This window comes from Clostridium tertium, from assembly GCF_017873245.1.
Taxonomy (GTDB): Bacteria; Bacillota; Clostridia; order Clostridiales; family Clostridiaceae; genus Clostridium; species Clostridium tertium.
In genome coordinates this window covers 60,161-84,766 of the sequence record NZ_JAGGJY010000015.1, presented here as the reverse complement: position 1 = coordinate 84,766, position 24,606 = coordinate 60,161, and the positions used below count along the sequence as shown (strand labels likewise).

Below are 24,606 nucleotides of genomic sequence, written 5' to 3'. Positions count from 1 at the left end.
TAAAATAAGTATAGCCTGTTTTGTTTTAGTATCTAAATATACTCAACAGTTTTACTAGTAGAATTTATTTTAAATGTTTCTGGAGCCTCTAACCCTATTATAATCATAGGAACTGTTAGTATATTTCTAAATGGATCTAAATACTGTAAAAACTTTTCATATGAGCCACATGAATTATCAAAATTACCAGCTGTTTTCATTGAATCTGTCGCAGTTATTATGATTCCTGCATGAGTCTGAATTGCTTTCTCTACATGATTTAGCTCGCTTGATAATACAGGTTTAATTAGATTCCAAGCAGTAGCTTCACCATGATTAAAAGCAACTTCTATGGCTATAGACTCTTTAGCAAAATCTAATGTCCACCAGTGATTTCTACCTTGGGGTCTATATATAGAGTCATTAAAAATAGCACTTTGGCGATTCCAGTTCAGTTGAACTAATCTTTGATCAATAAGTCTATTTATATCATCAGAGATGCTTTTCTTAGATTTTCTATTGTTATCATTATATGATTCTATAATATCTTGGTCAGATATGGAGTTTAACGTGTCCTTAACTTCTTCCCATAAATGAGAAAATTGTTGATCATTTTCAAAAATCGTTTGGGCATTTCTAAATGAAAATATTCTATAACGCATAATTTAATCCTCCTAGTAAAAAAAAGTTGATCTTTTCCAGTAATTAAATTATAATATAATCATAATTATTTAATCAATGTATATAGAAAGTTATTAAGGGAATAATTCGAAAAGATAAATAGCAATAGAAAGAGAGAGATGTAGATGAATAAAACAGTATGTGAATTATTTGCTGGAGTTGGGGGATTCCATTTAGGATTGAGTAAGGCTGGTGAATGGCAGGTTATATGGGCTAACCAATGGGAACCTAATAAAAGTAGGCAATATGCATATGAATGTTATACATCTCATTTTCCAGAGACTACGACATTAAATATCGATATTGCAAAAGTAAATGATGATGAAGAAAACTATCCTATTCCCAATCATACATTATTGGTTGGTGGATTCCCTTGCCAGGATTACTCAGTTGCTTCTACTTTAGCAAAAGGAATACAAGGAAAGAAAGGTGTATTATGGTGGGAAATTCAAAAGATGATTAAAAGGAAAAGACCACCATTTATTTTATTAGAAAATGTTGATAGATTACTTAAGTCACCAGCTAAGCAAAGAGGAAGAGATTTTGGAATAATGTTAACTTGTTTAAAGGAGTTAGGATATAATGTTGAGTGGCGAGTAATTAATGCTGCAGATTATGGGTTCTCTCAAAGAAGAAGAAGAGTGTTTATATTTGCTTATAGTAAAACAACAAAACTTTATAATAATGTAACAAAAAAAATATCTGATTTTGGAATAGATGACTATTTAATTAATGAAGGTTTTTTTAATAAAGAATTTAAAATTGAGGAAATTGTAAAGAAAACGAATTGTTTATTAGAGAAAGACATACTTGAGATATCAGATAATTTTTCATTTGATTTCTATGAAGCTGGAATTTTAAATAATAATGAAGTAGTATCATTTAAAATAAAGCCTAAGGTGACTCAAGCGACTAAGTTAAGAGATATATTAGAAGAAAATGTAGATGAACATTTTTATATAGGAAATGATTTAGAAAAGTGGAACTATATGAAAGGCGCTAAAGCAGAACCTAGGAAAAGTAGTACTGGACATGAGTATGTGTATAGAGAGGGAGCTGTTGCATTTCCAGATTCATTAGATTTACCTGCTAGAACTATGTTAACTAGTGAGTCAAGTAGAAATAGAAGTACACATGTAATAGAAGATCCAATAACAAAAAGATTAAGGGTACTTACACCTATTGAATGTGAGCGACTTAATGGATTTGATGATGATTGGACTAATACTGGAATGACAGAGAAATTTAGATATTTTTGCATGGGAAATGCCTTAGTAGTTGGTTTAATAGAAATAATGGGGAAAAAGATAAGTGAAATAGTTGATAATGAAAACAATGAATTGCAAGAAGTTGCAATAACTTCAAAGTAACTTATAAAAAATATAAATATATATTATAATATTGATTTATAGTAATATATTTAAGGGGATGGGAAATTGTATATAGAAAATCAACGTATAAAAATTATAGAATTTCTTCAATGGAATGATAGAAATGGTTGTTATACGGATGAGAATTGTGATTTAGAAGATATACCAAGAATGACTTATGAAGATGCAGTTAAGTATTTCTTTGGTGTAATGAATGATGATTTCTACTATAGTATAACAGATAATATTTTTGAATTATCTTATGAGGAAGTAATTAAATATGCTAAAGATAATAACTTCTATGATTTAACATATGAAAAGTTAAATCTATTAATAAATAATGATAAGCCAACAATAGAATTTTATAAAAGTTTAATTTAGGAAAACTCTTACTTGTATTTATATATACAGGTAAGAGTTTTTATATTTAGAAGGGAGAATATAGAGTGAAAAAGGTTTATAAAGAAAATCAACTACTAGAAGTAAACAATATACCATCAGAAGTAATTGAAAGTATGAAAGCAACAATATATATACTAAATGAAAACTATGGAGGGAATAGAGATATAGAATCTGACTTAGGTGGATATGTATTTATAGCAGAAAATATCGTAGATATCGAAATACTGAAACAAGATAAGTTACAAGGTTTAGTGTCAGAATATACTGATGTAATTGAGGTTATGAATGGAGAAAATTATACTTCAAGCTTATACTTGCTTTCTAGTGATTTTGCAATAGTAGTAGTAACAACAGAAGAACTTTCTAAGTTCCTACTAAAATAAGATGAGGAGAGTAAATAACATGAGTAAGAAGAGTGAAGAAAAGATAATCAAGGAAACTAAGTACTGCAAGATAATAAGCCAAGGAAAAGTTGGAGAAGGAGAGTACACATACTCAATAGAGAAAATCTACATCAAAGAACTAAAGAGAGACGAAGTAAGGTTCTGTGTCTACAAGGCAACTAGAAGAGGTGATGAAACATACATTCCAAGAAGTCTTGATGTAACAGAATTAGAACTAATAGAGTTAATAAAAGAATCAATAAACAGAAAAGTATTTTCAGAGGGATTCATTGAAATGTTAAAACAAGAAATAAGTAAAATCTAAAAGTCTTAATTACTATAAAGATAGTGATTAAGACTTTTTGCATTTAAATAAAAGTATAGAAAGAGGTAGTATAAATGTTTAATAAAGATAATGTGTTCATTACAGTTAATGAAGAAGTTTCTTCAATAATTCAGCAGTATATAATAAGAGAAATTAAGAAAGTATTAGATAAATACAAGAGTATAAAAATAGAAGAAGTAAGTAGCGTAGAAAAATTAATAAACAGTATAAGTAATAAAGAGTTAAAGGAGGAATTCCTAAATGATTGGAGTATGTCAGTAAAGATAGCAAAAGAAATTGGAGAAAATGAAGTTGATGACAGGATAATTTCTATGTACCAAAATCTAAAAGATAATGGATTAGAAGAATTATCAATAGGTCATGTTATCAATTGGTGTAATGAGTTAGATGAACAAGGCTATGTAATGATTGATGATTATAGCATAATTTATAAAAGTTCAGCTACTCTAAAAGATATTGCAATAGAATTATTAGATGATATGCTTGATGATGCGATTTATGTTGATTCATTAATAGATAAAGATTCATTAGTTGAATATTGGATAGAGCAAACGAGTAAAGAAGATGTAATAGATGACTTAATTAGAGGAAGTAATATTGAAGAGCTATTAGGACTTGCTCCAGAAACCATATATGAAGATGAATATAATAAATATTTATATTCTGAAATAGATTGTTAAGAGGTTATATCTTAGTTGATAAGGTATAGCCTTTTTACTTTTTAGATAAATATGAAAAACTAATAATAAGGAGAGAAATAAAGATGTTCAAGAAAGATAATAGATATGTAACTAGAGGTGTAAATGATGAAGTAGATATAAGATTACAACTTATAATGTGGAGTATGATTGATAAGCTAAAAGAAGAAGGAAATGTTGAACTGGATTACTTACAGGTTTTCAAGCTAAGAAAAGAAGGAAATAAGATTGTAATAAAGCAAAGTCAAGAAGTTCCTGAATACTCATGCACATATGAAATAGAGCTAGAAGATGTTCAGCTAGATGATGAGATTAAGGTGTATGTAATAGATAGTGGATCTGAAGGAAGTACTATGTTATTGCCTTGGGAGTATTGATTAGGAGATGGAGAAAATGAATACATTAAGTAAAGTAAAGACCTTTGCTTATGATAGTAAAGAACTTCTTGGAGTAATGAGGTTCGACTTCTATGATGGAAGGCTATCTAACCAATGGAATCCTAGAGAGTTAATAACTGAATTGAATAATAGAAGAGAAATAGATTTAAGAAAGTTACAACAAGAACTTAATTATATTCAATTCGAGTTGATAGATAATTTTAATAATGTAGTTAATCTATGTAATGGTACAGGTTATGATAAAGAAACTCTATTATATGTTGATTTAGAGTTAAGTAAATATGTAATCAAGCTTATACCAGTAAGAGATAGTTATTCATATATTTATACTTACTTAAAGGAGGGGAAATAGTTGAATCTTTTACTTATATTGAAGATAATAAGTGTAGTTTTAGAGCTTATAGCTTCTGGCTTATCAGAGGGAGAAGCTATAGGAACGGCATCAGCTATGTTCGGAGCGTCTAAGGATTTCATAAGAAAGTTTTTATAAATAAATTTTTATTAAGTATTCACTAGATTTTAAATAAATATTTAGTGAATGTTTTACAATTAAAAAATCTAAGAAGTTGTCTAATAATTAAGAAGTGCAAGAATTAATATATAATATCATCACAATTAAGAATAATAAATTTATTGTGATGATATTATAATAATAATAAGCTGATTTTTTTATAACAATAATAAATTACTAGAAAATATCGTTGTAATAGTAGTGTCGATGTAACGATAGTGACGATATTTTCAGAATAAATAAGATTGAGTAGAAAGAATAGAAGAAGCCTAAGTAAAGATGGAATTTATCTTGAACATAGGATAAAGAGAAAAAAGTGTAACTACAATCAATCTAACTACATCTAAAAAGCAACGATAACACATCAGAAAACAGAGATTTTAGAAAATGTGAAGAAATGTAGCCACAGGAATGAAAAACTGCGAAGAGATGGTAAATTGAATGTTTTCTAAATAAGATTGTAACAATAAAGAAAAATCAGTAAATAATAGCTCCATAACTATACAAGCTAGGATAACAAGGCATGAAAGACTATGAGATGTTGAAGGTACAGAAAATCCTAAGCTCAATAATTCCACTTAAAATCAAGGATAAGTCATAACAAATAATATGTACAGTGCAAATCTAAATTCACTCAAAAATAAAAAGAATTGAAATGATAAAACATAAAAATAATGAAACTTGGAACTAGGGAATAGGAACTAAGGACTTGGGACTTGGAAAGAGTAACGGGGGGATAGGGGGGCTAAAGCCTTATAATAAAATAAGAATTGAAATAGATTAATAAAAATCTATTTCAATAAAAAATAAAATAAATAATAAGAATGATAAGAATAAATATAATAAATAAAATTACAATAATAAGATAATTAAGAATAATACAAGTTAAAAATAATTGATTAAGAAATTTTAATAATATCAAGTAATAATTAATGATTATAACAATTAAAGTTACTGAATAATAAAGAAGATATAATAACTATATCAATTAATACTAATAGAATTAAGAAAGTCTAATAAAGTTACAATAGAGAATAAAATCATAACAATAGACAATAGATAAAAAATCTAATCTACCAATAAAGAGAAATACATCAGAAAGCAACAATAACATACTAGAAAACAGAAATTTCAGAAAGTGAAAATAAATAATAACACTCAAAATAAAAACAACAAAGAAATAGTAAATCAACTGTTTTAAATGATGTAGTCAAATATATATTATAAATCTGATTAAAGAGTTAATGTTTCTAATAAAAGAAGCATTAACTCTTTTTATATTAAATAAGTGATTTTAAAAGGAAAAATCACTTGTATTTTCAATATTATGAAAACTTTTTAAAGGAGGTAATATTTAATGTGAAAGAAAAGGAGATGATTGAAAAAGAATATATGAGTAGAAAAAGTGAAAATTATAGGGGTATCTATAAAGATATGGTTGAAGTTTTAGGACATGATATAACTCTAAAAGTATATGAGAATTATAAAGGTCAGCAGATAACATTTCCAATGAGATTATATTCAGATAAATATGTAATTGATTATTTAAATAAGAATTATGATGGAAAGAACTTAAAACAGATATCAAGAAAGTTAGGATACACGTGTAATTGGTTACAAAAAGTAATAAATAAAAATGGAATAAACAAAAATGTGAGAGGAGAGAAGTAATAATGAATATTTTTGATGCAGGGGGAATAACTACAGCTATTGCAGTAATAGCAACAATAATAATAGGAACAGGAATATTTGCATTGATAAATACGATATTTGAAATATGGTATCTAGGATTTGGTGCAATGGTTGGAGAATGGTTAGTATGTTGTGTAATAAGTGCATTTATAGTTAACTTGGTTTTCAGGAATAATACTAGGATTCTTTTCAGTCTTATGGTTCTTAATAAAAGTAGGAGCAGTAATTGCAGCTGTAATATTTATTTATCAAAAATTTAAATCTAAAAAGGATGAAGGAGATACAAAAGTTGAAGAAGGTCAATAAGATAATAATAGGAATAGTAGCAATATTAGCTTTCATAGTAATAGGGTCAATAGGTAAGTCTAATAATGAAGTAAAAGTTATTATAAATAAGGCTAAAGAGTATTTAAATAATGGAGAGATAAGCGAGGCTGAAAATGTACTTAGAGATAAAGCTGGCGAAACTAATAACAGAGAGTTTGAAAAATTATGGAGTATAGCTTATGGGTATGAGCAAGTTTCTAATAAGCTTAATCTATATGATAATATAGAGTGGGCAGAAGAAATGTTAGATAAAATTGATAATAGCTATAAAGACTATGAGCCAACAAGAGAAAAAATAGATAATTTAAAAGAAGAATTATCAGATGTAAAAAATACTAGAGAAGAATTTAAAGAAAGAATTGATGAGGTACAAAGGCTAATTGATGAAGGGAGTTATGAGAAAGCTATGGAGTTAAGTAAGGAGACTCCAGATTGGAAAAAATTAAGTCAAAAAGATAAGAATACTATGATGGATTTAGAGCTACGAGCTAGAGATTTATATTATGGACAAAAAAAGAGTGAAAAGGAAGATGAGAGAAAGAAACAAGATGAAGAATTTACTGTAGAAAAAGCAATTGAGTATGCAGAAGACTATAGTCTTAGAACTGGTTTAGATACACTTAGAGTAGAAGTTGATAAGACACCACAATATGATGAAGAGGGAAGAAAATATTATAATGTAGGAGTTTACATAATAGAGTTAGATGAATTAAATGATGCTTATAGAGTATACTCAGATGGTTCAATAAAGCGCTTAGATTAAAAAGGGGGAAACCTCTTTTTTTTTACAGAAAATATCGTCATAATCGACATTACGGTAATGTCGATATTTTTCAGTAGAAATTTGGAGCTATAAATAAGTAAGTGCTATAATCACATAGTAGCTGATGATAAGGGGGAATTTTAATAAAAATGATAAAATCAAGGCATACAGATGAAGAAAAACAACAATGTGTAAATGAATATCTAAATGGTAAAGATAAATACTATTTATCTGGTAAATATTCTACATCAATTAGAACTATTGATAGATGGATAAAGAGCAGTAACATAGATAGACTAAAATTAAGAATGATTAAAAGAGCTAAGACTATACCTGTAAAAATACAGGAAGAAATATTAAATGTTTTAAATAGTAATCCTATATGTGTTGGATTCAATATTTCTTACTGGAAAGAGTTTATGATAATTGACTATATAAAGAATAAGTACAATATTGCTATAAATAGAAGGATGGCTAAAGGTTTAATAGAAGATTCCCAAGAAGTTAATGTACTTTCATATGAAGATAAGGTAATTAACGATATAGAAGAACTAGCAGACTTAGGATATAGTATAGTGCTAGTAGATTATATAAAAATAGGTAAGATTGCAAGTCAAGAAATAGAATATAAAGATTACAAAGAAGAGATGGTAGATGTAAATCTTGTAATAGCTAGGGCTGGAGAAGATATGTATTTAGATGTAATTTTTTCAGACTTAGACATTGTAGATACAATTAATGAAGTGGTTCTAACTAAAAAGGATAAGGCAAAAAGAAGAATAATTGCTAATGATAAGTTTGAGGTATTGAAGAAGGTGTGCAATGAGGAGCAAAATGACAGAGTTGTATTTATGACAATATATGATAGAGATATGCCAAAGGTAATAAAGAAAGATAACACTATAAAATGGTATATTGTAGAAAGTGAGCTTTATAAGACTTTGACACATCCAGTTTATGAGGGTGAACATGGAAAAACAGTCATAGAATATATTGATGATAAGAATAATAGAGGAAGAGTATATAGACGATTTACAGATATAGATAATACGATAAGAGGTAAGATTGACAAATATGTCTCAAATGTAACTAGTGATAAAATAAAGTATGAAAAAAGTAGGGGAAATAATGATTATAAAAAATATAATTGTAAGAATAATGAAGAAAAGATGAGAAAATACATAAAAATACTAAAGTAAAATTATGTAAATAACATTTAAGACAGAGAAGTTCCTTCTCTGTCTTTATTTATTTCATTAATACTATGGACAATGACAATATATATGATTTAGTACATAATAATTCTTGTAGCGAGGAGAAAAAAACACTTAGGAGGACATGAAAATGAACAAGAATTATGAAGAATTTAGAAAAGAGTGCATTAAAGCTATAGAAGTTTTAGGAATCAATAATAGAGCAGTTGAAATAAGAATGCTTAAAACTAAAAAAGGTACAATCAGTGGTTACTATGAAAATAAAGAAAAACTTCTAAAAGATATTTTTAGATATGATGGAGTTAATAATATCTTCTTTACACTAAATGTATTCTCAGAAGATTTACTTGCAAGAGGAAAGGAAAGGTTAATAGAGTATGCAAGTCATACAACATCAGATTCAGAAATTACAAGAAGAGAATTCTTACTAATAGATGTAGACCCTAAAAGACCAGCAGGAGTATCTTCAACAGGTGAAGAGTTGCAATCATCAGAAATAGTATTAAGGGAGGTAGTAAGCTATTTAAGAAGTGAAGGATTTCCTGAACCAGTAATAGCTTGTAGTGGTAATGGATATCATGCCTTATATAAGGTAGATTTAGATAATACTAAAGAATCAACCCAATTACATAAGGATTTTCTTTATGCCTTGGATAGTAAGTTCAGTAATGATAAAGCTCAAGTAGATAAAACAACATACAATGCAGCAAGAATAACTAAAATGTATGGAACTATGGCTTGTAAAGGTGATAGTACTGAAAGTAGACCTCATAGAAGGTCAAGAATAGTACAAGCTCCAGATAAACTTGAAGTAGTTAATGAGGTTCTGTTAAAGAAAGTAGCAGACCTTCATATCAAGAAAAATGATAATGATAAGAAAGTAAAAAAGGTATATAGTAAGTCAATTGTGAAAGGAAGTATTAATATGGAAGAGTGGTTAAGAGATAATGGATTAAATATTTCAAAGGTAAAGGAGGAAGTTGATAGAACTGTCTACGTTCTTGAAACATGTCCTTGGAATTCTAACCATATAGATAAATCGGCTTCGATAACACAATTTCATAATGGAGCTATTAGTGCTAAATGTCATCATGATAGTTGTTCGCATGAAAATTGGAGAACGCTAAAGGAGCTCTATGAGCCGAAGGCATCTAAAAATAAATCAGAATATTCTGAAAAAGGTGAAGAAGAAGCTAAAAAGAGTCATGCAGATATAGCTATAGAACAGGCTTTAGGATATGAGGATATATTTTTTCATAACTCTGTCGAAGAAACTTTTGTAGCAGTAGATAAGGGGAATGTTTACGAAGTTCATAGATTAGAAGATAAAAAGTATCAAATGCTTTTAAGAAAGAGATTTTATGATGAACTTGGAAAAGCTATTTCTAAAGATAATATAAATCAAGCTATAGGAGTACTAGAAGCGAAGGCTTTATATGAGGGAGCTGAATTAGAAGTTTATAAGAGATGTGCAGAAGTTGATGGAGTTACTTATTATGATTTATGTGATAAGGAATCTACAATAATAAGAATTGATGAAAATGGATGGGGAGTTGATGATACTAAACAAATGTTGTTTATAAGAAAAAATAACATGGGTGAACAAGTAATGCCTATACATTATGATGATTTATTTGGGTTACTAAATAAGTATTTTAGATTTAAATCTAAAGAGGACAGAATATTACATGCAGTAAGTTTAGTAACTAGATTAATAGCAGATATTCCACATCCAATTGAAGTAATTCATGGAGAAAAAGGAGCTTCTAAAACAACTACAATGAGAATGAATAAGAGTTTAATAGACCCGTCTCCAAGAGATGTAACTTCAATGCCTAAGGCAATACAAGACTTAGCAATATCAATTAATAACACTTATATGGCTTGTTATGATAACTTAGATATTATTTCATCGGAGAGAAGTGATTTACTTTGTATTGCTTCAACTGGTGGTGTGTATCCTAAAAGAAAACTTTATACCAATGATGAGGAATCAATGATGTCTCTGAAAAGTAAGATTACCCTAAATGGAATTAATGTTGTAGCTATAAAAGCAGACTTAATAGATAGATGTATACTTCTTGCATTAGAGAGAATATCCGAAAGTGAAAGAATGGAAGAAAGGTTACTGTGGAGTAGTTTTAATGAGGACAAGCCTAAAATATTGGGAGCTATTTTAACTGCACTATCAAGAGCAAAGAGAATATATCCAACATTAAAATTAACTAAATTAGGTAGAATGGCAGATTTTACTATGTGGGGATATGCAGTAGCTGAGGCTTTAGAAATTGGAGGAGAAGAGTTTTTAAAAGCATATTTAAATAATCAAAAGAAAGCGAATCAAGAAGCTGTGGAATCTAATCCAGTAGCAACAGCATTAATTAAGTACATGGAAGAAAATTCGAACTTTACAGGTACAGTAACTAATCTATTAACAGTTCTAAATCAAGTTGCAGAAGTAGAGCAGATAGATACAACATCTAAGCTATGGGCAAAAGAACCTAATGTGTTAAGTAGAAGATTAAATGAAATGAAATCTAATCTTGAATTAGAAGGCATTTACTATGAAATAACCCAAAGAAATCATGGAAGAATAATTGATATTGTGAAAGTTCCTAAGGATATAGCAGCTTAGTTAAATATGACATTATCGGAGTTCATACTTCGATAATGTCGATAAATTCAAGATGAAAAGGAGTAAAAGTAATGGAAACTTTAAATATGATAACTGATAAGACAATAGCTTTATACATAAGAAAAAAACATAATGGAGAAAATCTTTCAACAGGATATGGTAGATTACAGTGGTTAAGATATGAACTTGAAGAACATGAAGGGAGGATAAAAACTTTTATAGATGATACTAATGAACCCTTAAAGTTAGCTAGGTTATTAGAAGAAATATTAATAGGTAACATAGATGTAGTTTTGATATGGTCTATTGAAGATATTGATGAATATATGTTTAAACACTTAGCTTTACAGTGTAAAGAAAAGAAAGTATCAATTATAAGTTTTTGTGAATCATATGAATGGATTAATGAGCAAGTGGAAATTATTGCAGAAAAATCAAAATCATTTAAAGATAAGAAAGTTGGATAAGGAGAGATAAACATGACTAAAGATAAGCAAGTAAATGAGGTAATAGATTTAATTTCAGAGATGATAATCAAGTATATGGTAGAAGAAAAGATGATTCAATTTAAAGAAACTAATAATTTAAAAAATATAGATAGAATATAGTATTAAAAATAAATATAGAAAAAGGAGTAGATATTTATGAAAAGAATACAAGTACAATTTACATGTGAAGCAAGCAGATATAATGAGTTAAAGGATAAAGCTGTATGGTTGGATTATAAGAAACAAATAGTAATTGAAAAGAATAAGAGAAGTAAAAGAAAAGAAGGATGGATTGAAAAGTTAGTAATGGAAATTGCTAATGCTACGCAATGTGATGATATAGTTTTTAATGAAACAGAGGAAAGTATAATAATAGAGTTTTATGATTGTGTATTTTTAGGAGGTATGCAAGGTGAATTTCAATAAAAATGTTATCAATCATTGAGCTATAGGGCAGAGTTAGTAGATAAAGTTATGAGAAAATTTAGAATTAAAAACTATAGCTTAACTCATATTTTTGAACCACTAGGATTAATAAAAGAAGATGAGGAAAAAACAATTTTGGATGAAAAAGATATAGTATATTCAGGAAATGATAATTTTGTTCTTCCGTTTTAGATAATACGAGTAAATAATAACGGAAATTATCGAAGTATTGATATGACAATAACAACGATATTTTCCGTTATAAAAGTAGAAGTTAAGTATATATTATAAATTTGATGATAAGTAAATGGAGGTAGTTAAAATGTTAAGTAAGAAAACATTAGTTGCAATTTATTCAAGGGTAAGTACTATTGAACAAGCTGAGGAAGGTTACAGTATAGATGAACAAGAAAGACTACTAATAGAGTGGTGTAAGAAGATGGGCTATGAAGTCTACAAGTGTTATGCAGATAGAGGAATTAGTGGGAAGAATATCAAGAGTAGACCAGCTTTAAAAGAGTTACTTAGTGATGCAGAGGAAAAGAAATTCCAGATGGTTCTAAGTTGGAAGATTAATCGTATCAGTAGAAAGCTGGAAGATGTACTAAAGATAGTTAATCTTCTAGAGAATAACAACATTTCTTTTAAGTCTTATTCTGAACCATTTGAGACTAATACTCCAGCAGGAAAAATGCAATTTCAAATAATGGCATTAATTGGAGAATTTGAGAGAGGTACTATAGCTCAAAACGTAAAAATGGGGATGTGTGCAAAAGCTAGAGCTGGTGAATGGTGTGGTGGACGAGTTTTAGGATATGATTTAGTTCAAATGGAAAAGCAACCAGGAGCTAAAAGAACTAAAACTAAACTTGTTATAAATGAAAAGGAAGCAGAAGCAGTTAGATTTATTTTTAATGAATATGGTAATGGAAAAGGGTACAAGGCTATAACGAATCAGCTAAACAAACTTGGCTATAAAACTAAACTTGGAAACACTTTTTCAGTAGGTTCTATAAGAGAAATCTTAACTAATCCTGTATATATAGGAAAGATTAGATACAATGTTAGACAGAATTGGTCAGAGAAAAGAAGAAGAAATATTAATGCTAATCCTATAATAACAGATGGAATTCATGAAGGAATAATTGATGAAAAACTATGGGATAAAGCACAAGCTATTTTAAGTTCTAAACAAGGTAAACCGTCAAGAGTTCATGATGGAGAATTTCCTCTAACAGGAATACTAAAATGTCCTAAGTGTGGAGCTGGGATGGTTATTTCAAGAACTACTAACAAGATGGCAGATGGTAGTAAAAAAAGAATAGCTTACTATGCTTGTGGTAATTGGAAGAATAAAGGTACAGCAGTATGTAATAGTAATTCAGTTAGAGCAGATAAGGCTAATGAGTATGTATTCAATAAGTTATCAGAATTGTTAACTAATGAAAAGATGGTTAAGGCTATAGTAAAAAATGTTAACAATGAAAGAGTTAGAAAGATAAATCCAGCAAAGAAAGAGTTATCTAAAATAGATAATGAACTTGAAAATCTAGATAAGAAAAGAGCTAAGCTATTTGAAGCCTATGAAGATGAAATAATAACTAAAGAAGAGTTTAGAGAAAGAAAGGCTGAACTGACTAAGAGAGTTAAGGCTTTAGAGGAAGAAAAAGCTCCATTATTAGTAACTCTTTCAGATAATGTCAATGAGGAACTACCTTATGAGCTTATTAAGAGTGTTTTAGAAAACTTTAGTAAGGTATTAACTGAAAGCTCAACAAGAGAGCAACAAAAGAAGTTACTGCACATGATAATTTCAGAAATAACAGTTAATGAGCTAAGGGAAATTGATTCAATAAAGATTAATTTAGATGATAACTTAATAAACTATTTAAGTAATGAAGAAGGGGTATCTTTAAAAGGTACGCCTTCTTCTTTTATGTTAAGGAGTGTTGGTATAAGTACATTAAACTTAGATATTGCAATATAATTTAGGAAATAAAATGTAAATTACTATATAAAAAAATCTAATATTGTTATAATATTTACTATATACAAAATATTAGGAGGTTTTTATGGAGAAGGTTAATGAAATAACAGTAATTCAAAGCAAAGATATAGAAATAACGAACATAGGAAGTATTCAAAGTTCAATAACACAATACGAAGGTAATGTTATGACTTTATTAGAATGTTGTGGGCTACCATCAGCTAATGTGCTAGTAGATGTTAAACAAAGAAAGAATGTTCTAAAAAATATAGAAAGTCCATTAGAGTTATTGGATGAAAAAAAAAGAAGTCAGGCTATGTATTTATCAAAGTTTTTAGCAGCAGTTACGGCAGGTTTGTTTGATGCTGCATTAAATTATTTATGGGATGAAACGATATTACAATTGAGGTATAGAGTTGCACAATATGATATACAATACTTTTTTGATGTTGCAGTATCATCACCAGAAAGAAGAAAAAAGTTAAATGATGTAGAAGATTTAGTGAAAATTGATGATAGTGAGTTAATTTTAGCAGCAAAAGAAATTGATTTGATTTCAGATATAGGGTACAAGCATTTGGATTATATCAAGTATATGAGAAATTGGGCTAGTTCGGCACATCCCAATCAAGTACAATTAACAGGATTAAATCTTATTTCTTGGTTAGAAACATGTATAAGTGAAGTAATGAACTTACCAGAGTCTAATGTAACAATAGAAACTAGAAAGTTATTGAACAATATAAAAAGCAATAAAATATCTGAAGAAGATGCAAGAAAAATAGGAACATTTATGATAGATTTACCAAAAGAAAAGTTAAGTGCTTTAGTTAACGGTTTCTTTGGAATATATACTAGATTAGATACCAATCAAGATGTCAGAGAAAATATACATTTATTATTACCGTTAGTTTGGGAAATAGTTGATTATAACATAAAAAATGAATTTGGCATAAAATATGCAAGGTTTGAAGCAAATAATGATAGTGAGCAAGCTGCTTTAGCTAGAAATTTTTTAGAAATAGTAGATGGTCAACAATATTTACCAGAGCCTATAAGAGCGGCAGAAATAAAAGGTGCTCTTGAAAATCTAAAATTAGCACATCATTCACCTATAGATAATTTTTATAAAGAACCAACTCATGTAAGACAATTAAAGAGATTAATTGGTACACATGGAGTGCCAAAGCAGGTAGATTATGATTATGTTATTACAATAGTTGATGCGTATTTAACTAATGGTAATGCCGAATGTTGGGATGCAGAACCAATATATAAACAGTTAATAAGTGATTTTAATCAGCAACAATTAACAATAGCTGTATTATGTTTTGAAAGTCAAATAATAACAAGCAAATTACAATTTAGTTTATGTCAGAAAAAGTATAAGAATATGATTTCAATTGTAGAAACACGAATTACATCTCCAGCTGTAAAGGAATTAATAGAAGAGATTAAGAAATTTAATGGACCGCTTGAAAAGATGAGAGATGAAAGTAGAATGAAGAAGCTATTATCAACTATAAAGCCTCTTATTAGTTAAGTTTAATAAACCTCACTTACTGCCGATATGGAGAACCGTACCATAAATAAGTGAGGTTTTCACTAAAAATAGTAAATTTTTAATATTATACCAATATGCTAAATATAATTAATAAAGTGAGACTTCCTTTATTAAAATAAGTCTCACTTTATGATGATATTGAAAATTAAATAAGATTATTTTGATTAGTTAATTAGGATTTTAAATTATTAGATATCTATAATTTTATCTATAATAATATTTTTAATTTCAATAATTTTATTAGATATCTGTTGTTTAGTGATAGATATTTTCTCAATTTCAGTTTTAATTAAATTGACTAGCTCCACTTGTCTAACTTTATCAGGAACTGGTAGTAAAAAATCATTTAGTTCCTTGCTAGATATTTTAACCATAGATTGATTTTTTCCTTTTGAGACATATTTAAAATATAATCTTCCTATAATAGAGTTTATAATATAAGCTAAATATTCCTTATTTATATCATTGTTTAAATTAATTCTTATCATTAAATCAGAAAAAATATAATCATTATTTTTGTTCGGAAGCTTAGCAATTGAGGCTAATGATACTAAATCTGGAGTATTGCCTCTACTAACAAATAAGTCTCCATCTTTAATAAAATAGTTATCGATATTTTCTTTAGTTTCGTCTGAGTATTTTAATGTGTTAAATGTCATATAAGCATTAAGATTGATACTATCTATACCTAAAACTATATTGTTTGTTGCATTGTCATCACATGTAGGTGACCAGCCATTTTGAGTAGTGATTATATATCTACCAAGTTTTTCAACACAATCACAATTTGAAAACATTTTTTCTTGTAATAAAACAACTTTATTCCACCTATAACTATTTCTTAGATTGGAATTATTGAAAGATAAAGAGTGTAAATTAGTAGTAGCATATTTTTCGGTTTCTAGTTTTTCTAGTGATTGAAAATCTATTGAAAATTCTTTAGTGAAAACTTCATTAATTAAGTTTTTAACACTTTTACAACTTTTTTTCATATCTAATATTGAACTTTCATATTTTTGTATTAAGTTTAATAAGTAATTTTGCTCATCTTCATCAAGTAGTGGTATATCTAATGACATTAAGTCTTCAACTCTTAAAAAAGAATATCCAGATACTTTATATAAATCTTCAACCATTTCTTTAATTATTATTGAAAGTATATAGGTATATACTAAAGGGTTATATTCTTTTTTTAATTTGAGTGCAATATTATTTTGATTTAACAACATTTTTTCATTATTTCTAATGAGAGCTATTTTTCCGATACTACCAACTAAAGAAATTATTATTTCATTCTGTTTTACTTTAAATTTTTCAAATTTATGATTATTATAAAATTCGTTAGGTAAATATTCTACACTATCAAAATCAATTGAAAAGTCTTCTTGGAAATTAACCCCTTTCAGCACTACAATTTTTCCTTCTGTTATAAAATCTTTTGCTTCAAATGCATATCCTTTATATGAATAATCAATAAAATACTTTAGCTTTTTAGTATTTTTATACTTTTTAGAGAAATCAGTGAGCCATTGAAAATATTTAAAATCATTTCTTAAAATATTATGACCTGATATATCTTTAAGATTTAAAGTGTTAATTTTTAGTCCCATGAGTAGTACCTCCTGCCCAATGGATGTCTCTCATATAATCAAGTATAGTTTCTTTAATACCATCATCAACTAAAATAATTCCATCTTCATTTGTACGATAAAGGTCATTTATAGCTGTCTTTTCTCCTCTTTTAGACCTCTTATATCCTACATTATCAGCTTCAGCCATAAAAATAGAATAATTAAGTTCTTTTGAAACTTCTTCAAAAACCCACCAAGTATTAACATATCCAAATTCTTTTTCTGTATCTTTATTATATTTACATAGGTCTATTAGTTCATTTTTATACTTGCTTATTAAGTCATTAATTGATAAATGTAAGTCACTATCTTCAATATATGCTTTTAGAAATCTATGTAATATATCCATTTCTTCATTTTTTGATAAATTTCTAATAGAAGGTAATTTTGACTTTTCTTTGCCTTCAGAATAGACTTTTATTAGGTTATCAACTCTAGTTCTAAGTGTTGAATATTCTTTTGAGTATTTATTCCAAATAGTATTCCAATTTTTAATTTCTTTAGAAGTCTTCTTTTGTGCAAAGAGAATACTCGTTTTTGTTTTAGTAAATGGGTCGAAAGTTAATTGAGGTAAAGAAACAATTGATTTTATATTAAAGTATTTATATATGAATAGCCTAATATACTTATTTTCAGCTGTATCGAAAATACTTTCAGGAAGAACAACTGCCAATCTACCATTTTCTCTAAGTAATTGATAGTATCTTTCAATAAATAAGTTTTCAGAATTCTTTTTATCTCCAAAAATAAAGCATTTTCCAACTTTCTTTTTAGTATCATTATCTAAGTCTACTGAGAAAGGTGGATTAGTTAGTATGAGGTCAAACTGTGAATTTACTTTGTGACCATATATTTGGTCATCATGTTCTTTATTCAGTACATTAGGAGCAGATGGTTTTATGTATTCTGAAAAAGGTAATAATCCATCACCTTTTTGTGCTCCAACAAAAATATTAGTAGAGCCATCACCGTGCAAAATCATATTAACTTTTGTTGCTGTTCCCAAATTAAAGTTTAATTCGGAACCGTATATATATTCTCTTGCCCATTTGTTTTCTCTATAATCTGGATAAAACCAGTCTGAATATATTCTATCTTGAACACTTCTACTAGTATCTAATTTATTTTTGAATCTATATTTAATATTTTCAGTAATAAACTTCATGTATTCTATAAGGAATGTTCCACTTCCAGCAGATGGGTCAATCATATAAGGAATTTCCTTATCTTTATTAATTCTTTCAATTGCAAGTTTATCAGCCTGAACAGCCCAGAGCATAAACTTTACAATATTAGTATGAGTAAAGAATTGACCTTTAGTTTGTTTAAATCCTGTTCGTATAATTCCTTCAAAGAAATCTCCTAGAATATCTTTTCCTGATAGACTATTTTTACCATCAACAAAAGAGTATTTTTCTAATTGTTGAACTGTATATTTTAATTTAGATAAAGAGAATTTTTTAGTATCAATAACATAAGATTTATTTAATTCAATATCATCAGTAATATTAAGTTTTTCTGTTAAAGCTCTTTTATATAAAGCATTAATTCTATTAAACAAAACATCATTACTTTCAAATTCATCACTTGATGATTTATCAAAAGTAAGTGACTGAAAGTCATATATATCTCCATTACTTTTTTCATCTTCATCTTGAATTTTAGCTAATATAAGATTAGTAAGTGACGAAAATATTTCATTATCATCAGTACTACCACCACCCCATAAAACATTATGCAAGTCTTTTTGTAATTTATCTAATATTTCGTTTGAAAAATTTCTCTCTAAGTCTTTTGAGCTTCCCTTTTTATATGGAGTCTTTTGAGCCTTTCCATATCTTACAGGAATAGCATCTGTAAAATCTCTTGTCTTTTCCCAATCAGAGAAAGTAGGGAATTTTTCATTATCGATTACCACACATTCATCAATAATATTTTTTTCAATCATATTTAAAGTATAAAGTATTAAGTATTTAACATTATTTCCTTCTGTTTTTTCCATTCCAGAAACTTTGAATAGTTGTTCTTCAATAGTTAAGTCTTTGTCTAAAATAGAATAGTCCTTTGGTGATTTTAATTCAATAAATAAAAAAGCATTATTATTTTCATCTCTAACAATAATATCAATTCTACTTGTTATTGTGTGTGGTCTTCCTGCTGTATATTCATGCTCAATTTCGATTCTTTCAGGTTTATAACCATATTCATTTACTAACTTAGTTAATATATAAGCTCTAACAATTTCTTCATCGCCTGAAATAGAGTTAATATCTCTTCCTTTAATTTGAGATGAGTATTTAATAGTTTTCTCTTTAAAATTTAAATTTTCAACAACTTTAATAGGTTGTAGCTGGATGTATTCAGCTATGTACTGTTTTTGTATATCTGTTAATAAAGCGGTCACTTTTTTCTATCTCCTTTACAATTTACTTTTTATATAGAATTAAAGAATACATATTATTTAGTTTATTAGATTTACATAAATCATTAACTATATTATATCAGAGTATATACTTATAATTAAATATTTACATAATAAAGAAAAGGAATAAGTAAAAAATATTATTGTATAGAAATAATTTTATAAATATATATTATAAAAATAGTATTAACTCTTACTTGAATTAAAGATATAGGCAAGAGTTTTTTATTTTCAGAAGGGAGAAATATATAATGAAGAAGATTTATTTAAAGAAACATTTAGAAGAATTAAAAGATTATCCAGTAGAAGTTATTAGGAGTATATCTGAAATTATAGAAATACTAGATGATAATTATGGAATGAATAGAAATGTAGATAATGACTTAGGTGGATATATACTTATAGCAGAAAATATTGTTGTTATCGAAACTTTAAAGCAAGATAGGTTACGGGGTCTAGTCCCAGAGTGTACTGATGTAATTGAGATTTCAAATGGAGAAAATTACACTTCAAGTTTATACTTGCTTTCAAGTGATTTTTCAATTGTAGTAGTAACAACAGAAGAACTTTCTAAGTTCCTACTAGAATAAGATAAGGAGGTTGAATAAACATGAGTAAGAAGAGTGAAGAAAAGATAATCAAGGAAACTAAGTACTGCAAGATAAAAAGCCAAGGAAAAGTTGGAGAAGGAGAGTACACATACTCAATAGAGAAAATCTACATCAAAGAGCTAAAGCGAGATGAAGTAAGGTTCTGCGTCTACAAAGCTACTAGAAGAGGTGATGAAACATACATTCCAAGAAGTCTTGATGTAACAGAGCTAGAACTAATAGAGTTAATAAAAGAATCAATAAGTAGAAAAGTATTTTCAGAAGGATTCATTGAAATGTTAAAACAAGAAATAAATAAAATCTAAAAGTCTTAATTGCTATAAAGATAGTGATTAAGACTTTTTATATTTAAATAAAAGTATAGAAAGAGGGAGTATAAATGTTTAATAAAGATAATGTGTTCATTGCAGTTAATGAAGAAGTTTCTTCATTAATTCAGCAGTATATAATAAGAGAAATTAAGAAAGTATTAGATGAATACAAGAGTATAACAACAGAAGAAATAAGTAGTGTAGAAAAATTAATAAACAGTATAAGCAATGAAGAGTTAAAGGAGGAATTCCTAAATGATTGGAGCATGTCAGTAAAGATAGCAAAAGAAATTGGAGAAAATAAAGTTGATGATAGGATAATTTCTATGTACCAAAATCTAAAAAGTAATGGATTAGAAAAATTATCAATAGGTCATGTTATTAATTGGTGTAATGAGTTAGATGAACAAGGTTATATAATGATTGATGATTATAGCATAATTTATAAAAGTTCAGCCAATCTAAAAGATATTGCAATAGAGCTATTAGGACTTGTTCCAGAAGCAATTGAAGAAGTAAAAAAAGAAATTGAAGATACATTTAGTATCAAAAAATGAAATTAATGCGTCACTTTCAGCATTAAATATGTCACTAATGGCAGAGTCTTTTGGACTAGGTGTACTATATAGTGGATTTTTCTCAGAGGTAGTAAAGTACTCACCAAAATTACGAAAGCTTTAAAATTTAATATCTAATGGCCATGTAGTTACAAAATTAGTAATTGTATATCCGGATGTAAAATATAGACGTACTACATAAAAATAAGCTGAAATTGTTAATGTAAGTAGAGAAGGAAGAAAAAATTATTATTATCTTGATTCAAAGGAGTCTCAGTAAGAAACACTAACTGAGCTTATAAATTTTATATTTACTGGAGTACAGCATATTAGCAAAGATGATTCAAGAAAAAAGTAATAAACCAGTGGAATTCTAACAATAAATTAAATGCAATAATATTAGCTTAATATTTCTGTTTAAGCAATTAATATCATAGTAAAAGGCTAGTTTTAATTTTAATACGCAATTCAACTAGCCCTTATTTTAATAGGTAACTTAATATTTAAAAATCACATTTAAATATATTCTAAAAAAACAATTTTTAAATGAGCTTGAAAGATATATTTATTTTGGGCAAATATATCTTACTCTGCCATTAGTATTTTTACCATATTCAATAGCCTCTTTTTGACATCGACAAATGCATGCCATGCAATGGTTAAAATTGTTTCCCCAATTTGGCTTTCTATTTTCAAGATGAATGTTTCCTAGTGGATAAACATTTTCACATTTTCCGCAAGAAATACAAGCGTTTGTTGAATAAAAATTTTTTTAAATTAATAAGTATTGGGTAAAAAATAACATTTTATTGTTATGATCTTTATTTTTATCTAATGGAAATCTGCATATAATGTTTATATAGCATTGCAAATCGATTATTTTGAGAGTGCTTCCAAGGTTTACTCTTACCGCAGAAATGAAGTACTACTGTATTTCTAGTAATCCAATCCATATCATAATTACCGCCACTTCTTAGAAGATAATTAGAATACTTTCGAGCATCATAATTCCAGATAGCATCATCTAAAGGAAGAGTTTGTTTTCCATACAAATAATTAAAGATATCTTGGTCTGGAAGTAAAAGCTCTTCCTTATGCTCTCTTACGCATTGAAAAATTTCTTCTACATTAACAATGGAACGTGCCTTTGTTAAATCCATAAGCATAACACCGGAATTGTAGTAATCATGATCTACTCTTAATCGGACACGATTAATATCATTTATAACTCCGGTAACCCCTACATGGGATGCAGCGGCAAATATGTAGTTTCCAAGTTCAGTTTCCCATAAAGGGCGGATTGAATTAATAATAAGGATATCCGGATCAAGATAAAGAATTTTCTTTATTGATTTCGGAAGAATAAGCGGAGCTAGTAGGCGATAATACATTTCTTGTGGATATCTCTTTGAAACAGGAGCATTTTTAAACACGGAGCGTTCTACATTTATAGATGTCATAGCCGCCCCTTGCTTTGCACAATATTCTTCAACTTCCTGTAGCATCTCCAGTGGAATCTCGCTGTGCAGTAACCAAATATGAAATGTTTCTCTTGGATTATTTAACACTAGCGATTTCAGCATCGTCTGAAACGGTGGAATATAATTTTTATCAAAGGTAACAAGTAAATCTATTCTATTAGATGACATATCTTCAATTCTCTCCTTTATTAATTATAATAATAAAAACACATACTGCTGCATAAAGAGCACAGAATATGTCACTTCTCTTTAGTGGATGAATTTGATATTTAATAAAGTTTATTCTATATTATGTTAGACTAATTATTTTTAGAGCTTTATTGTTTTCTATTTGAGCAGCTTTAATTGAATAGAAACCACTTTTACAAAGACCTAAGGCTCCCATTTTATCTGTATCAACATATTATATATACCTCTCTATGATATAAATTATAGTGACTAATATTTTACTTTTCAATATAAAAGGATTAACACTTAAACTTAACTTTAAATCAAGGGAGTGAAGGAATTTTATTAAATAATTTTAAATGATAAAATTTAATATAGAAAAGTAGTATTTTATATTGCAAGATAATGAACAAAGAGAAGTTTGAGTATGATGAATACACATATGAAAATAAATTAAATAATCTGAGTAGCGATGTTTTTAGTTGTAGTTACTTGATTAGAAATTGTAGTAACTACACTATATATAGCAGAGTAAGAATAATATTAATTATAACTGATAGATAAATCTAGGATTAATAATAATTATTGTGAGGTTAGATTGTATATTGTAAGTATAGCTGTAAATAATTATAAGAAATAGTTGATATAAATAGTGAATCAAGATAAACATATATAATAAGTATATATTTTAGAAAAGCTCAAGAATTGAGTAAATATATATTTATAAAAGAATTTTGATTAGGAGAAAATATATGAAAGAGAACTTATATGAATATAAAGAAAAAATAATGAAGTTACCATTAAAAGATAAATACACTAAAGAAGAGTTATTAATTAAAGAATTTTTAGTAGATAGTGAAAATAGCATAGAGATATATTATGCACCACATAATGAGTATTTAAATCCAAGGGCAAAGATATTTATTATTGGAATAACTCCAGGATTTCAACAAATGAGTACAGCAATTGCAACAGCTAGAAAGGAATTTGAGTTAGGGAGTGATATTAAAAAAATTCAATATAAGTGTAAGGTGGCAGGAAGGTTTAGTGGAGTAATAAGAAAAAATATAATAAGTATGTTAGATGAAATAACCTTAAATAAGGCTTTAAATATAGATAGTTGTAGTGAATTATTTAATAAAAAGGATTATTTATTACATACAATTTCTTTAATTCCTTATCCTGTTTTTGTGAAAAAGCAAAATTATTCTGGTCATACTCCTAAATTAATAAAGAGTGAATTTTTAAGGAAGTATATTTATGAAAATTTTATTGATGAATTTAATAGTTTAGACAATCATGAAGAGATTTTATTAATACCATTAGGAAGGGCGGTAGAAGAAGTCTTACTTTGCCTAGAAAATAAGGGACTTATAAAAGAGGAACAAATACTAAAGGATTTTCCACATCCTTCAGGGGCTAACGTAAATAGAGTAAAACAGTTAAAAGAAAATAAAGATAATATGGTCAATTTTATTAATAATTTTAATTTTAAATAATTAAAAAGTAAAATAATAAATATAGTGGTATAAACGGGAGGATTTTTATGACAACACCTGCT

At 27.6% G+C, this 24,606-nt stretch carries 29 protein-coding genes; 24 read left to right on the top strand and 5 right to left on the bottom strand.

Annotated elements, in window-relative coordinates; genetic code table 11:
• Window positions 1–32: 32 nt before the first annotated feature.
• Window positions 33–641 (bottom strand): BglII/BstYI family type II restriction endonuclease, encoded by a 609-nt coding sequence (locus tag J2Z25_RS15240; protein ID WP_209741183.1) that lies wholly within the window; start codon window positions 639–641, stop codon window positions 33–35.
• Between the two features lie 144 nt (window positions 642–785).
• Here J2Z25_RS15240 and dcm point away from each other — a divergent pair, with 144 nt between their 5' ends.
• From dcm to J2Z25_RS15150, 19 genes are all read left to right on the top strand, one after another.
• Entirely contained in the window at window positions 786–2,030 is a 1,245-nt protein-coding gene (dcm, locus tag J2Z25_RS15235; RefSeq protein ID WP_209741182.1) for a DNA (cytosine-5-)-methyltransferase, read from the top strand.
• Between the two features lie 72 nt (window positions 2,031–2,102).
• Entirely contained in the window at window positions 2,103–2,411 is a 309-nt protein-coding gene (locus J2Z25_RS15230; protein WP_209741197.1) for a hypothetical protein, read from the top strand.
• A gap of 65 nt (window positions 2,412–2,476) precedes the next feature.
• The gene (locus J2Z25_RS15225; RefSeq protein WP_209741181.1) at window positions 2,477–2,815 is read left to right on the top strand and encodes a hypothetical protein; all 339 of its coding nucleotides are present in this window, start codon (window positions 2,477–2,479) and stop codon (window positions 2,813–2,815) included.
• Window positions 2,816–2,834: 19 nt separating this feature from the next.
• Window positions 2,835–3,140, top strand: a complete 306-nt coding sequence (locus J2Z25_RS15220; RefSeq protein WP_209741180.1) for a hypothetical protein — start codon at window positions 2,835–2,837, stop codon at window positions 3,138–3,140.
• A gap of 74 nt (window positions 3,141–3,214) precedes the next feature.
• A complete protein-coding gene (locus J2Z25_RS15215; RefSeq protein ID WP_209741179.1) occupies window positions 3,215–3,841 on the top strand; it encodes a hypothetical protein in 627 nt (208 codons plus the stop codon).
• Window positions 3,842–3,924: 83 nt separating this feature from the next.
• On the top strand, window positions 3,925–4,236 hold the full coding sequence (locus J2Z25_RS15210) for a DUF960 family protein (protein ID WP_209741178.1): 312 nt from the start codon (window positions 3,925–3,927) through the stop codon (window positions 4,234–4,236).
• A 16-nt stretch (window positions 4,237–4,252) separates the two neighbouring features.
• On the top strand, window positions 4,253–4,609 hold the full coding sequence (locus tag J2Z25_RS15205; protein WP_209741177.1) for a hypothetical protein: 357 nt from the start codon (window positions 4,253–4,255) through the stop codon (window positions 4,607–4,609).
• Window positions 4,610–4,747, top strand: a complete 138-nt coding sequence (locus J2Z25_RS15200; RefSeq protein WP_209741176.1) for a hypothetical protein — start codon at window positions 4,610–4,612, stop codon at window positions 4,745–4,747.
• 1,380 nt (window positions 4,748–6,127) lie between these two features.
• Window positions 6,128–6,439: a Mor transcription activator family protein gene (locus tag J2Z25_RS15195; protein WP_342451352.1), complete on the top strand. Its 312-nt coding sequence runs from the start codon at window positions 6,128–6,130 to the stop codon at window positions 6,437–6,439.
• Window positions 6,440–6,441: 2 nt separating this feature from the next.
• The gene (locus J2Z25_RS15190) at window positions 6,442–6,720 is read left to right on the top strand and encodes a hypothetical protein (protein ID WP_245173420.1); all 279 of its coding nucleotides are present in this window, start codon (window positions 6,442–6,444) and stop codon (window positions 6,718–6,720) included.
• A gap of 29 nt (window positions 6,721–6,749) precedes the next feature.
• Window positions 6,750–7,550, top strand: a complete 801-nt coding sequence (locus J2Z25_RS15185; RefSeq protein ID WP_209741175.1) for a hypothetical protein — start codon at window positions 6,750–6,752, stop codon at window positions 7,548–7,550.
• Between the two features lie 149 nt (window positions 7,551–7,699).
• Window positions 7,700–8,749 (top strand): hypothetical protein, encoded by a 1,050-nt coding sequence (locus tag J2Z25_RS15180; RefSeq protein ID WP_209741174.1) that lies wholly within the window; start codon window positions 7,700–7,702, stop codon window positions 8,747–8,749.
• Between the two features lie 145 nt (window positions 8,750–8,894).
• Entirely contained in the window at window positions 8,895–11,399 is a 2,505-nt protein-coding gene (locus J2Z25_RS15175; protein ID WP_209741173.1) for a hypothetical protein, read from the top strand.
• 71 nt (window positions 11,400–11,470) lie between these two features.
• Window positions 11,471–11,866: a hypothetical protein gene (locus tag J2Z25_RS15170; RefSeq protein WP_209741172.1), complete on the top strand. Its 396-nt coding sequence runs from the start codon at window positions 11,471–11,473 to the stop codon at window positions 11,864–11,866.
• Between the two features lie 12 nt (window positions 11,867–11,878).
• Window positions 11,879–12,007, top strand: a complete 129-nt coding sequence (locus J2Z25_RS18845) for a hypothetical protein (protein ID WP_280916673.1) — start codon at window positions 11,879–11,881, stop codon at window positions 12,005–12,007.
• A gap of 36 nt (window positions 12,008–12,043) precedes the next feature.
• On the top strand, window positions 12,044–12,313 hold the full coding sequence (locus tag J2Z25_RS15165) for a hypothetical protein (protein WP_209741171.1): 270 nt from the start codon (window positions 12,044–12,046) through the stop codon (window positions 12,311–12,313).
• Between the two features lie 15 nt (window positions 12,314–12,328).
• Window positions 12,329–12,505, top strand: a complete 177-nt coding sequence (locus tag J2Z25_RS15160) for a hypothetical protein (RefSeq protein ID WP_209741170.1) — start codon at window positions 12,329–12,331, stop codon at window positions 12,503–12,505.
• Between the two features lie 130 nt (window positions 12,506–12,635).
• Window positions 12,636–14,300, top strand: coding sequence for a recombinase family protein (locus J2Z25_RS15155; RefSeq protein ID WP_245173419.1), 1,665 nt, complete (start codon window positions 12,636–12,638; stop codon window positions 14,298–14,300).
• Between the two features lie 85 nt (window positions 14,301–14,385).
• A complete protein-coding gene (locus J2Z25_RS15150) occupies window positions 14,386–15,843 on the top strand; it encodes a hypothetical protein (RefSeq protein ID WP_209741168.1) in 1,458 nt (485 codons plus the stop codon).
• Between the two features lie 209 nt (window positions 15,844–16,052).
• On the opposite strand, the gene J2Z25_RS15145 is transcribed toward J2Z25_RS15150, so the two are convergent.
• Together J2Z25_RS15145 and J2Z25_RS15140 are read right to left on the bottom strand one after the other, a co-directional pair.
• Window positions 16,053–17,474 carry a restriction endonuclease subunit S domain-containing protein gene (locus J2Z25_RS15145; RefSeq protein ID WP_209741167.1) on the bottom strand — a complete coding sequence of 474 codons (1,422 nt, stop codon included), beginning with the start codon at window positions 17,472–17,474 and terminating at the stop codon, window positions 16,053–16,055.
• Window positions 17,458–19,899, bottom strand: coding sequence for a type I restriction-modification system subunit M (locus J2Z25_RS15140; protein WP_209741166.1), 2,442 nt, complete (start codon window positions 19,897–19,899; stop codon window positions 17,458–17,460). The genes J2Z25_RS15145 and J2Z25_RS15140 overlap by 17 nt, the downstream gene beginning before the upstream one ends.
• Window positions 19,900–20,168: 269 nt before the next feature.
• Here J2Z25_RS15140 and J2Z25_RS15135 point away from each other — a divergent pair, with 269 nt between their 5' ends.
• The 4 genes from J2Z25_RS15135 to J2Z25_RS15120 all read left to right on the top strand — a co-directional run bounded on the left by J2Z25_RS15135 (window position 20,169) and on the right by J2Z25_RS15120 (window position 21,520).
• Window positions 20,169–20,507, top strand: a complete 339-nt coding sequence (locus tag J2Z25_RS15135) for a hypothetical protein (protein ID WP_209741165.1) — start codon at window positions 20,169–20,171, stop codon at window positions 20,505–20,507.
• A gap of 20 nt (window positions 20,508–20,527) precedes the next feature.
• Window positions 20,528–20,833, top strand: a complete 306-nt coding sequence (locus J2Z25_RS15130) for a hypothetical protein (protein ID WP_032116769.1) — start codon at window positions 20,528–20,530, stop codon at window positions 20,831–20,833.
• 74 nt (window positions 20,834–20,907) lie between these two features.
• Window positions 20,908–21,396: a hypothetical protein gene (locus J2Z25_RS15125; RefSeq protein ID WP_245173417.1), complete on the top strand. Its 489-nt coding sequence runs from the start codon at window positions 20,908–20,910 to the stop codon at window positions 21,394–21,396.
• Window positions 21,368–21,520 (top strand): nitroreductase family protein, encoded by a 153-nt coding sequence (locus J2Z25_RS15120; protein ID WP_209741164.1) that lies wholly within the window; start codon window positions 21,368–21,370, stop codon window positions 21,518–21,520. Before J2Z25_RS15125 ends, J2Z25_RS15120 begins: the two co-directional genes overlap by 29 nt.
• A 441-nt stretch (window positions 21,521–21,961) precedes the next feature.
• Here the strand turns inward: J2Z25_RS15120 and J2Z25_RS18660 are convergent, their stop codons facing one another.
• Window positions 21,962–22,141, bottom strand: coding sequence for a hypothetical protein (locus tag J2Z25_RS18660; protein ID WP_342451353.1), 180 nt, complete (start codon window positions 22,139–22,141; stop codon window positions 21,962–21,964).
• An 82-nt stretch (window positions 22,142–22,223) separates the two neighbouring features.
• Entirely contained in the window at window positions 22,224–23,045 is an 822-nt protein-coding gene (locus J2Z25_RS15110; RefSeq protein WP_008676052.1) for a glycosyltransferase family 8 protein, read from the bottom strand.
• A gap of 752 nt (window positions 23,046–23,797) precedes the next feature.
• Between J2Z25_RS15110 and J2Z25_RS15105 the strand changes: the two genes are divergently transcribed.
• Complete coding sequence (locus J2Z25_RS15105; protein WP_209741163.1) at window positions 23,798–24,544, top strand: hypothetical protein; 747 nt, start codon at window positions 23,798–23,800, stop codon at window positions 24,542–24,544.
• The last annotated feature ends 62 nt before the right edge of the window (window positions 24,545–24,606 follow it).

Excerpts from the sequence above, each read along its gene's own strand:
- J2Z25_RS15240 (WP_209741183.1), bottom strand. The coding sequence starts at position 641 with ATGCGTTATAGAATATTTTCATTTAGAAATGCCCAAACGATTTTTGAA.
- dcm (WP_209741182.1), top strand. The coding sequence starts at position 786 with ATGAATAAAACAGTATGTGAATTATTTGCTGGAGTTGGGGGATTCCAT.
- J2Z25_RS15220 (WP_209741180.1), top strand. The coding sequence starts at position 2,835 with ATGAGTAAGAAGAGTGAAGAAAAGATAATCAAGGAAACTAAGTACTGC.
- J2Z25_RS15215 (WP_209741179.1), top strand. The coding sequence starts at position 3,215 with ATGTTTAATAAAGATAATGTGTTCATTACAGTTAATGAAGAAGTTTCT.
- J2Z25_RS15210 (WP_209741178.1), top strand. The coding sequence starts at position 3,925 with ATGTTCAAGAAAGATAATAGATATGTAACTAGAGGTGTAAATGATGAA.
- J2Z25_RS15205 (WP_209741177.1), top strand. The coding sequence starts at position 4,253 with ATGAATACATTAAGTAAAGTAAAGACCTTTGCTTATGATAGTAAAGAA.
- J2Z25_RS15190 (WP_245173420.1), top strand. The coding sequence starts at position 6,442 with ATGAATATTTTTGATGCAGGGGGAATAACTACAGCTATTGCAGTAATA.
- J2Z25_RS15180 (WP_209741174.1), top strand. The coding sequence starts at position 7,700 with ATGATAAAATCAAGGCATACAGATGAAGAAAAACAACAATGTGTAAAT.
- J2Z25_RS15175 (WP_209741173.1), top strand. The coding sequence starts at position 8,895 with ATGAACAAGAATTATGAAGAATTTAGAAAAGAGTGCATTAAAGCTATA.
- J2Z25_RS15170 (WP_209741172.1), top strand. The coding sequence starts at position 11,471 with ATGGAAACTTTAAATATGATAACTGATAAGACAATAGCTTTATACATA.
- J2Z25_RS18845 (WP_280916673.1), top strand. The coding sequence starts at position 11,879 with ATGACTAAAGATAAGCAAGTAAATGAGGTAATAGATTTAATTTCAGAG.
- J2Z25_RS15165 (WP_209741171.1), top strand. The coding sequence starts at position 12,044 with ATGAAAAGAATACAAGTACAATTTACATGTGAAGCAAGCAGATATAAT.
- J2Z25_RS15155 (WP_245173419.1), top strand. The coding sequence starts at position 12,636 with ATGTTAAGTAAGAAAACATTAGTTGCAATTTATTCAAGGGTAAGTACT.
- J2Z25_RS15150 (WP_209741168.1), top strand. The coding sequence starts at position 14,386 with ATGGAGAAGGTTAATGAAATAACAGTAATTCAAAGCAAAGATATAGAA.
- J2Z25_RS15145 (WP_209741167.1), bottom strand. The coding sequence starts at position 17,474 with ATGGGACTAAAAATTAACACTTTAAATCTTAAAGATATATCAGGTCAT.
- J2Z25_RS15135 (WP_209741165.1), top strand. The coding sequence starts at position 20,169 with ATGAAGAAGATTTATTTAAAGAAACATTTAGAAGAATTAAAAGATTAT.
- J2Z25_RS15130 (WP_032116769.1), top strand. The coding sequence starts at position 20,528 with ATGAGTAAGAAGAGTGAAGAAAAGATAATCAAGGAAACTAAGTACTGC.
- J2Z25_RS15125 (WP_245173417.1), top strand. The coding sequence starts at position 20,908 with ATGTTTAATAAAGATAATGTGTTCATTGCAGTTAATGAAGAAGTTTCT.
- J2Z25_RS15110 (WP_008676052.1), bottom strand. The coding sequence starts at position 23,045 with ATGTCATCTAATAGAATAGATTTACTTGTTACCTTTGATAAAAATTAT.
- J2Z25_RS15105 (WP_209741163.1), top strand. The coding sequence starts at position 23,798 with ATGAAAGAGAACTTATATGAATATAAAGAAAAAATAATGAAGTTACCA.